At 40.2% G+C, this 9,420-nt stretch carries 6 protein-coding genes and 4 pseudogenes; 5 read left to right on the top strand and 5 right to left on the bottom strand.

All coding sequences use genetic code 11. The annotated features are described in order from the left end of the window. Nucleotides 1-579 precede the first annotated feature (579 nt). Both AB5903_RS20990 and AB5903_RS20985 read right to left on the bottom strand, forming a co-directional pair. Nucleotides 580-1,029, bottom strand: a complete 450-nt coding sequence (locus AB5903_RS20990) for a DUF6078 family protein (RefSeq protein ID WP_117740220.1) — start codon at nt 1,027-1,029, stop codon at nt 580-582. A gap of 373 nt (nt 1,030-1,402) precedes the next feature. Beyond that, nucleotides 1,403-1,903, bottom strand: coding sequence for a YdeI/OmpD-associated family protein (locus tag AB5903_RS20985; protein ID WP_272709879.1), 501 nt, complete (start codon nt 1,901-1,903; stop codon nt 1,403-1,405). Nucleotides 1,904-2,187: 284 nt separating this feature from the next. Here AB5903_RS20985 and AB5903_RS20980 point away from each other — a divergent pair, with 284 nt between their 5' ends. Next, the gene (locus tag AB5903_RS20980) at nt 2,188-3,225 is read left to right on the top strand and encodes an alcohol dehydrogenase (RefSeq protein WP_117901780.1); all 1,038 of its coding nucleotides are present in this window, start codon (nt 2,188-2,190) and stop codon (nt 3,223-3,225) included. 29 nt (nt 3,226-3,254) lie between these two features. On the opposite strand, the gene AB5903_RS20975 is transcribed toward AB5903_RS20980, so the two are convergent. Both AB5903_RS20975 and AB5903_RS20970 read right to left on the bottom strand, forming a co-directional pair. Then, complete coding sequence (locus tag AB5903_RS20975; protein WP_117857393.1) at nt 3,255-4,067, bottom strand: RNA methyltransferase; 813 nt, start codon at nt 4,065-4,067, stop codon at nt 3,255-3,257. A 75-nt stretch (nt 4,068-4,142) separates the two neighbouring features. Continuing rightward, nucleotides 4,143-6,263, bottom strand: coding sequence for a DUF262 domain-containing protein (locus AB5903_RS20970; RefSeq protein WP_258998533.1), 2,121 nt, complete (start codon nt 6,261-6,263; stop codon nt 4,143-4,145). Nucleotides 6,264-6,877: 614 nt separating this feature from the next. Between AB5903_RS20970 and AB5903_RS20965 the strand changes: the two are divergent. From AB5903_RS20965 to AB5903_RS20950, 4 pseudogenes are all read left to right on the top strand, one after another. Next, nucleotides 6,878-7,129 (top strand): annotated as a pseudogene (locus tag AB5903_RS20965) (metallophosphatase); the annotation flags it as partial. Nucleotides 7,130-7,351: 222 nt separating this feature from the next. Further along, a pseudogene (locus tag AB5903_RS20960) lies at nt 7,352-7,660 on the top strand (helix-turn-helix domain-containing protein). A gap of 8 nt (nt 7,661-7,668) precedes the next feature. Then, a pseudogene (locus AB5903_RS20955) lies at nt 7,669-7,868 on the top strand (type II toxin-antitoxin system HipA family toxin); the annotation flags it as partial. Then, nucleotides 7,857-8,315, top strand: a pseudogene (locus AB5903_RS20950) (hypothetical protein); the annotation flags it as partial. The pseudogenes AB5903_RS20955 and AB5903_RS20950, both read left to right, overlap by 12 nt. A 513-nt stretch (nt 8,316-8,828) precedes the next feature. Here the strand turns inward: AB5903_RS20950 and AB5903_RS20945 are convergent. Then, the coding region (locus AB5903_RS20945; RefSeq protein WP_368118228.1) for an inositol monophosphatase at nt 8,829-9,420 on the bottom strand (592 nt) is incomplete at its 5' end.

The raw sequence follows: 9,420 nt of genomic DNA, 5'->3' as shown, positions 1-9,420 counted from the left end.
AGACAGTAGGTTCATGAAAATGTATCAACGATTATTGGCACGAGGAAAAAGCAAACAAAAAGCACTAATTGCAGTTGCAAGGAAGTTACTTGTTCTGATTTGGAATATGTTATCAAAAAAAGAGGCTTTCAATCCAGAATATAAAAGAAGAATACAAGCAGCATAAACTTAAACTTTATTGATGAAAAGGACCGTATCTTTGTGGTAGAGTAAACTCCGTTTTGCAAACTGTCTGAGAAATCAATAAAGAATTGAAAGCCAGTCTGAACTTTGAGTTCGAAGAGGAAAGTAATATAAAACAGGAGACTAAACAGAGTAGTCTCCCATAACAACACATGCCAAAAAGAATGATACCTCTGTCAAGCCGAAAGAGAGGGAGGTGGTCTTATTTGTTTTTTAGAGGAAAGATAAGGAAATATATGGTAAATAGCCTGTTCTCTTTTACTCTTTTGTTTCTTCTTAATACATAAAACCCTCAGGTATCATGAGGCTATATTCTAAATGTTGTGCCACTTAGCTGGCACAAATGTGCCTTTTAATAGGCACAACCTTGCCTATTAAAAGGCAAAGGTTGGCATGTCATAATGTATTGCTCCAATAATAATCTTCAAAGTAAGAATCGAATTCAATGGAGAAAGTTACTCCGCACTCTTTGAGTATGTTTATGATATTTTGTTGCTCGGCAGGAGATAATGCCCGTTCGCCATTGCGGACACGATAGTAGGTACGGCGGCTGGAATTACTGATGACCCGGTTGATGAAGAAGTGTGTTTGTTTGGAGGTGAGGTTTTCCAGAATCCCGAGAAAGCCTCTGGCATACCTCACCTGCTTATTGGAGCAAAAGTAAGGGCACTCATTCTTGAACTTGGCTAAATGCTTGGGATTGATGGCACTGCAAGATATAAGCTCTTCCGGCGAAAGCCTTTCTGCCAATTGCCTGAGGCAAGTTTCTGCTTTACTGCATTGCCGGTTGATACACCATAGGAAATTATTGGGAACATCTGAAAATGCAAGTTCTTTTTCTTTCATTATGAATTGCGGTTTATGTGAGGACTCTGATAACTATCTGCAAATGTAGCCATTCTTATTCTTAATTAGGCGTGAGATGTTTATAAAAAAATCTATTATTGCTCTTTTATCAAAAATGTTTATTATAATCTTGGAAAGAAAAGCTAACTTGTTCAAATAAAAGCAGTTTGAGTGGCTAATGGAATTTGAGGTAATGACTTGTACTCATTTCTGCGCTCTGCTTTGCATTGCTTTCAAAATAACTCTTTTGTTCACTGTAAAAGTACAAAAATAGTGCTGACGAGAAAAAAGAAAGATAGTATTTTTTCGCCAGCACTTATTGTAGGCTCATCTATTAAAATAGAAGCTTGTGCATTTGGGTTTATAGTAATCATTATTCTTTGTCTGCAAATTTCTTGCGGTTTGCAAGTTTGGTTACTGTTTTGGCAATCCTGTCAACTCTGGTCTGCTCTCCCTTTGCCGAATATATCCACCTGATGTATTTGTATTGTTCGCTTTCAATGAGCGAATTAAAAAACTGCAAAGCTACGATGTCATCTTGTAAGCACAACAAAAATTCTTTCGGGATTTCTATTGGTTCGTTGTCTGGATATAAAACAATGTGGACATAATCTCCTGCCTGTTTCTGTATCTTTTTGCGGATTTCAGCATTGACAGCCAGAAACAGAACCCCCTTTCCAGATGGCATTACATCCCCAGATGGCATTAAACGGTAATCTTTGATTTGATAACTGTCAATTGTTCCTCGTACTTTCACCCAATTGAACGGGGCATTGGGGTCTGGCCTAATTTCAGGAATAATCGTATATGTCCAACCGTACTTGCCGGGCAATTTCTCAAGTAAATATTCTTTATCGACTAATTTTTCATCCATGTTTTTAAAACATATATATAGTGAGCAAAGGTACAAAAAGCTGAGGTAAATTACTCATTTACTTCAACTTTTTGTTTAATAGACAATGAAATAGAGTTATGATTTTATTCCTTGCCTCTCCTGTCGTTCTTGTAGTTTAATCTCAGTGAAGAGCAGAAACTGCAAATGTAACCATTCTTATATAGGTGTGAGGTGTTTATAAAAAAATCTATTATTGCTCTTTTATCAAAATGTTATGTTTATATTCGCAAAAAAACAGAAACTGATTATTAAGGAAAGATATTATGCTTGCATATACATACATCGAACATGGAAGATTCGGTCTGTTGGACAAGCCAAAGCCCGAATTGAAGGACTCTCGCGACGCTATTGTCCGCGTGACACTTGGTAGCATCTGTACCAGTGATTTGCATATCAAACATGGCAGTGTGCCGCGTGCTGTTCCGGGAATAACGGTAGGGCATGAAATGGTGGGCGTTGTTGAACAGGTTGGGAGTCGTGTTACTTCGGTCAAACCAGGCGACAGGGTTACCGTCAATGTTGAGACTTTTTGCGGTGAGTGTTTTTTCTGCCAACACGGATATGTGAATAACTGTACGGATGTGAATGGTGGTTGGGCATTAGGATGCCGTATTGACGGCGGCCAGGCGGAGTATGTCAGGGTTCCTTATGCCGACCGGGGATTGAACCGCATTCCCGATTCGGTGAACGATGAACAGGCGCTTTTTGTAGGTGATGTGCTGGCTACGGGATTTTGGGCGGCACGCATTTCGGAGATTTCCGGGGAGGATACGGTTCTTGTCATAGGAGCAGGTCCTACGGGGATATGTACTTTGCTTTGCGTGATGCTGAAGAAACCGAAGCGTATCATTGTTTGTGAAAAGTCCTCTGAAAGAATTCGGTTTATCCGTGAACATTATCCTGATGTATTGGTGACGGAGCCGGAAGAGTGTAAGGAGTTTGTACTTCGTAACAGCGATCACGGAGGCGCTGATGTCGTGTTGGAAGTGGCAGGAGCCGGAGACACTTTCCGCCTGGCGTGGGAATGTGCCCGTCCCAATGCGGTGGTTACGGTTGTGGCGCTTTATGATAAGCCTCAAATACTTCCTTTGCCCGATATGTATGGTAAGAATCTGACTTTCAAGACCGGTGGAGTGGATGGATGCGATTGTGCCGAGATTCTCCGTTTGATAGAGGCGGGAAAGATTGATACCACGCCGCTTATCACGCACCGTTTTCCCCTGACAAAAATCGAAGAAGCATACCGCGTATTCGAAAACAGGCTGGACGGGGTGATTAAAGTGGCGATAGCGGGAAAATAAAAACAAGCTTCAGGCTTTATTTTCCTGTTTTATTTTCCGGAAGCTGGTGTGCGAAGTTGCCAGAAAGCTACGGCAGCAGCGGCAGCTACATTAAGCGAGTCGACGCCGTGCGACATGGGGATGCGGACTACGTAGTCGCTCCCGGCAATGGTTTCGCGTGACAGTCCGTCTCCTTCGGTACCCATTATGATAGCCAGCTTAGGTTCGGCGGTCAAGGCAGGATTGTCGATAGGTATGGAGTTGTCGGTAAGCGCCATAGCTGCCGTGCGGAAACCTAAGTCGTTCAGTTTGCCGATGGGAGCGTCCAACCAAGTCCATGGTACGAGGAATACCGACCCCATGGATACCCTGACCGCACGCCGGTTGAGCGGGTCGCAAGAGGTGGGGGTGAGCAGCACGGCATCTATGCCGAGAGCGGCAGCCGAACGGAAGATTGCTCCTATGTTGGTTGTATCGACCACGCCGTCTATCACTACGATACGCCGGGCTTCCCGGCATACTTCCTCAAGGCTGAGTGGCGTGGGGCGACGCATGGCGCAAAGGACGCCGCGGGTCAGGGTATATCCGGTAAGCGTGGCAAGCAACTCCCTTGTTCCTGTATAGACCGGAATGTCTCCGCTGCGCCCAATGATAGTTGCGGCATCACCCGTAATGTGTTTCTGTTCGCATAGGAGTGCCAGAGGTTTATATCCTGCATCAATGGCAACGGAAATGACTTTGGGACTTTCCGCAATGAAGATGCCTTTGGTAGGTTCGATGCGATTACGTAGCTGAGCTTCGGTAAGCGTGCTGAAAATTTCCACTCCGGGGTGGGATAGGGATGATATTTCGATGATGGGCATGTAGCTGTTTCTTTTTTGTTATTGTTTTTGATGCGTTTTCGTGAATCGGGATTAAAATCAAACAATGAAAAAGAATTACTCTTCATTGGAGTCCATAACTTTATCTGCCAGTGGAACCAGCTCAAATTCAAGAATGCTTGCCGGTATCTCGCATTCTTTAAATAAGTAGTTCAAGATATTGCGTTTGGTGTTTGTACTGCAAGAAGTATGAACGTAACAATGTTCTGCCACTTTGCTTCTTCCTTTGGCCTCGGAAGCATGTATCCAGTAATTCTTACCGGCTACATAGGTCATTGTAGAAGGACTTTCATTGTATATGAGTTTGCAGACTTGTACCAGCATTTCCACCCAGTTTGAGACTGCATGCCGTTCGTTTCTGTAGCGATAACCGATGATTTGCCGCCAACTCAGTTCATATTCGTCGTCGTCAAATGAAACCAACTCATATTCCTTTTCCAGTGGAACATATTCCGTCTTTATCATCGGCCATAGCCGGAGGAAGTTTTCAAGAAGAATCTGTTGTCTTTCTTTAATCTCGTCAATAGTCCATTTAGAACATTGTTTTAGATAGTTTGACAAACAGAAAGCCGAGTTTTTAAAACCGTTAATCTTGTTTCCTTTGCGGTCTGTGTATCCGTCCTTTTTCTCCTGAAACGAGTGGTTGCTGTATGACGTATTGAATCCGGTAAGGGTTAGGTTGGCAAAAGTGTGGAGATAGGTGTCATATATCTGCTGCCAGTTTTCTCCCAGTTCTTCTTTCCACTGAGGTGTTAGTGTCTGAGGCATGATGTGTTCTATGGTGAATATGCCGTCCTTCATTTTTTTTACGATTGTATCATTTGCCTCCGGACTGTTTTCATTTTCCATACGTTCGAACAGGAAGAACTTATAGTTGCTTGGAATACGATAAATCTGTCTGGTTGGAAAGGCTGATTTAACATCGTTGTCGTTTGGAAATGATACGGTTCCTTGTTTCCTGAGCAAAATGAATTTGAGGATCTGAGAGTACGGTAGAAGTAACTCGGCATCTCTTTCCTTATGGCGTTTGTATATCTTCAAAATATCATTATGGAGAGTAGCAAACATCTTTTGAAGCGCATTTGCAGGGTAGTTGCAGATAATCCGGCGGGCCCAGTAGTTTTCGATTGTGTCCAATACTTCATACTGTTCGGTTTCGTTCAGGTTATTCGTTGACGCATAGTCAAAGAATGACAACAGGTAGGGCAGGTGTACAAGAGATTCTATGGTTGCAATCTGTTTCAGCTTGCGGTTGAGACGGGCATGGCTGGTTTCGCCTTTGAGTATCTGCCGATAATATTTGGCAAACTTCAACATGTCTTCAAGGAGGACTTGACGGTCGATGTGAGACTTCATATCGTATGATTTGAAGTCAAAATATAAGTCCTCAATATTGCTGATCGTGCCTTTCTTTAGTGTCAGATAATCACGGATAAACATTGTCGGCTCTCCATCTGTCAGTTTTTCTATTTTGCTCCAGTAGGCATGGTAGTAGTCTTCCTGCTTCTTGGAAGAAAGTGACATGAGCAGGTAGTTGCGTACCTTATCTGCCTCTTCAAGGTCTTTGCCGCACGAGTTTAGAGATTCAAAAATCAACTGTGGATTATCTTTCGCTTCCAAACGAATATCAATCACTTCCAGTTTCTCGATGGCTTTAATAAGCTCCTCAAAAGTGAGGTTGCTTATCTGAATTAATTGGTAAAAAAGTTCGTAGTTTGCAGTAATGCCTGTATTCTTGATGAAATCATCTGAATTGTTGGTAAACAGTGCATCATATGCTTCGATATCTCCTTCAATCGGGCGCAGTTTTATCTGTCTGTCAATTCTTTTTCTTATGGCATAGAGATAGTTTTTCCTTACTTCCTCAATATCTTCATTGCCAGGTTGCATATCGCCATTGGCAACTGCATTGAAAGCGGCCAGAATCAGGAGCGATAAAGTTGTGATACGCTGCTGACCATCGATAATCAGCAAATCGTCTTCAACCTCGCTGGCTTTTGTTGCAACAATACTTCCGAAAAAATGGCTTTGCAATTCTTCTTTATGAATTTTTATCAGATCTTCAAATAAACGTACACAATGCTTTTTCTGCCATGCATACTTACGCTGGTAGAGGGGTATAATAAACTGTGTCTTTGCGCCGTAGAAATAGTCACTGATATTTACCGAACCTTTCATTTTTTGCTTTTAGTTTAACAGACTTCAATTGTTAAGTTTGACTCATAGCTGTGCAAGAATATGCGCAATCTATGGTTACTCTCATAACCGAGTTCGATATAAAAACGGGGTTAGACCCGAAGAATATCGTTTCTCTTGTGTTTTATACTCTAACATAATATGGTGTTAGAGTATAAGCTTTTCATTGAGAATAAATAAGATAGCAATAAAATGTTAAGTTTATAGTGCCGGATTGTAACATTTAAACGTTTACTGCTATGTTATCAGCGGCTAAAGTTACAGAGATTTATTGTATGACGGATGATTTTGCAGGGAATTTATGTTGCACAGGAAAAAATATATGGTTGGGAATAAAATACTGCAATATGTTCAAATTGTATGTAAGTATCCGATAAAGTACACATTGTACAGTTAGGGAATCCTCAGTTGCTTTGCAATCAAAAAAGACATGAAACTTCTTCATGCTGAAAACGGAGGTGTGGTACTCTATGTAAACGTTTGGAAAAGAGTATGCTCCACTTGTCATCCTATAACAGCAAAACTAGGTATTATGCATTGGGGTGGAGGAATTTGGTAATGATGGTAGAAGGTATAAGTGATAATCTTACCGATGCAGATTGAATGGGAAAATATATCTTATAGCTGGTAATCATGATATTAAGAATCTCAGGCAGAATTATACGAAGTACTTTGAACAGATAACGATGCAGATGCATATTGAAGTAGATAAACAGAAAATTTATCTGAACCATTGTCCCTTCCTTTGTTATGGAGGAGCTTACTGTGGTACATGGTAGCTTTTCGGACATGTACATACCAGCAGGCATAACACCGGAAAGGATGTTCCGCGATGGAAAATGCTTTTCCCGAAAAACTTTATGAGGAAAATAGCGAAATTGGACATATAACAAATACAAAATATAGGATTTATAATCAGTTACTATGAATCTGACGATAAGTTTTCATATAAAAATTAGTTTTATTCTCAGAAATTGCATAGTTTCGTATTTATAATCTTTATAATATTGAAGATTAATGCTTGGAAATATATGTAACTATCATTATAATAATACATAAATGCGGTTTATATGGTAGATTTCTATGAATACTCCACGCCTGAGCTTGTAAGGCTATTAGGTAACAGATTTAAAAAATATAGAATTCGTTGCAATCTTACTTAGAAAGATGTTTCTGAGCAATCCGGTATTGGACTTACAACCATCCACAAATTCGAGAATGGTATAGCAGGTAATATTTCGTTGTCAACATTTATTGTGTTGTTGAAAGTGGTCGGGCAGATTAGCACTATAGACAATCTTCTTCCGGAGTTGCCCGAATCTCCTTACCTGATGCGTAGGGATGATAAAAAAGTACAGCGTGTCAGAAATTCTAAATAGGATAAATTATGGTACAGTCGTTAAAAGTAATCCTTTGGGGTGAGGAAATTGGTAGATTGGCATGGGATGCCAGACGCAGGTTATCCTATTTTATGTATAATCAGGTCTTCTTGAAGAAAGGTCTTAATATTTCTCCATTAGCGGCACCGGTTGATGGATCAAGAGGACTTAACCTGTATGGGGAGAAGAGGCTAAGATTTATCAAAAAAATTCAGATGAATTTTATATACCGTCAGACGTGAGAGTGGTTGGAGTGGAAAATGGTGAGAACTTCTGTCGTATACGGAGTCAGAAATATCTGTTTGGAGATAATAAAGTTTTGTTTGTTTCCAGATATCCCCAGTCGGCAGATTTAAGGGAATGGCTTATCAAAATTCCTAATAGATATATACATTTTGGAGATTTTGATCTGGCAAGTATATGTATATATCAATCAGAGTTTTATAAATATTTGGGCGACAGAGCGAGTTTTCTTATTCCCGAAGATATTGAAGAAAGATTGAAATCTGGGAATACGGGACTGTATGACACTCAATATCTTAGATATAAAAATCTGAAGATTATAGATTCACGTTTGAATGGGTTGGTTGGAATGATTCATCACTATGGTAGGGTGTATGAACAGGAAGGATACATTGAAAAATGTGCATACTAAATAGGGACATTCAGTAAATAGTAGTAAAAGAAAGCGTTTTTACAAAACTATACCTAATACTGCCCCCGTATTTTCTCCTCTAAAATTCTTCATTGTTTCACGTTTTAAATTCGCGCAAACTAAGAATAACTTTCAGAGAGTAAAAATACGGGGGTGCTGAGTACTTACTTTGTATTAGCTTAAATTCTTTAATCTATTGATTGAATTCCGAAAGATTGTCAATCATCTTTTTTAGATTCTTCTCGTTTTCTTCTTTAGATATAGAAGAGTCATTCACGAAGTGCGAACAAGGAAAAAGAGGACATCCTCCACAATTATTTCTTTTTTGATCTTTGCAACATTAATAACAGCTTTTCGTTTACATATACCATATAGTCCCCAAACATCTTTCGAAAACGGATATGCCCCAGCTCTTGTAGTTGATAGCATATAAACTCTACAAATTCAATATTGCTTGCCATAATATAGATTTTCTTTTGCAGCTTGTATTAAACTGAAAATAAGGATCTCTTATTATAATATTCTGAGAAGTTCTTGATGGATATTTCCGTTTGTTCCGATTACTTGGTTTCCTTGTCTGGGATTAAGCTTATTCCCAATCCAGTCAGTTACCTTTCCTCCTGCCTCTTCTACCAAAAGTATGCCTGCAGCATAGTCCCAAGGGTTCAGATACACTTCAAAATATCCACCTTGCCGGCCACATGCTGTATATGCTAGTTCCAGTGCCGCAGACCCCAATCTTCGGATGTCTTGTGAGTTTTCGTAGACCTTGAGAAACCTAGTAAAGTTTTCTTTAGCCAGTTCTCTTTTAGCAGTTCCGATACCGATGATAGTTTCCGACAGTTTTTTGGCAGAGGAAACATGGATAGGCTTGCCATTCAAGAAACTACCTTCTCCTTTGACTGCAGAGAAAACCTCATCATGGTATGGGTCATAGACAATGCCTAATACAATTTCATTTTGTTGGCAAAGCGCCAATGATACTACGCTGTGGTGATAGTCGTGTATGAGATTGGTTGTTCCATCCACGGGGTCTAGAATCCAATAACTATCTGTGTTCATCTGTTGCAAGCCGGTTTCTTCTCCGAGAAATTGGATTTCTGGG

This window comes from Bacteroides sp. 2201st1_D9_2201SCRN_220225, from assembly GCF_040928965.1.
Lineage (GTDB): Bacteria > Bacteroidota > Bacteroidia > Bacteroidales > Bacteroidaceae > Bacteroides > Bacteroides stercoris.
The sequence above is the reverse complement of the archived record's forward strand: the minus strand, read 5'-3'. Positions and strand labels throughout refer to the sequence as shown.

What these genes read in the sequence shown, in the direction of transcription:
- AB5903_RS20990 (WP_117740220.1), bottom strand. Translation starts at nt 1,029, where the DNA reads ATGAAAGAAAAAGAACTTGCATTTTCAGATGTTCCCAATAATTTCCTA.
- AB5903_RS20985 (WP_272709879.1), bottom strand. Translation starts at nt 1,903, where the DNA reads ATGGATGAAAAATTAGTCGATAAAGAATATTTACTTGAGAAATTGCCC.
- AB5903_RS20980 (WP_117901780.1), top strand. Translation starts at nt 2,188, where the DNA reads ATGCTTGCATATACATACATCGAACATGGAAGATTCGGTCTGTTGGAC.
- AB5903_RS20975 (WP_117857393.1), bottom strand. Translation starts at nt 4,067, where the DNA reads ATGCCCATCATCGAAATATCATCCCTATCCCACCCCGGAGTGGAAATT.
- AB5903_RS20970 (WP_258998533.1), bottom strand. Translation starts at nt 6,263, where the DNA reads ATGAAAGGTTCGGTAAATATCAGTGACTATTTCTACGGCGCAAAGACA.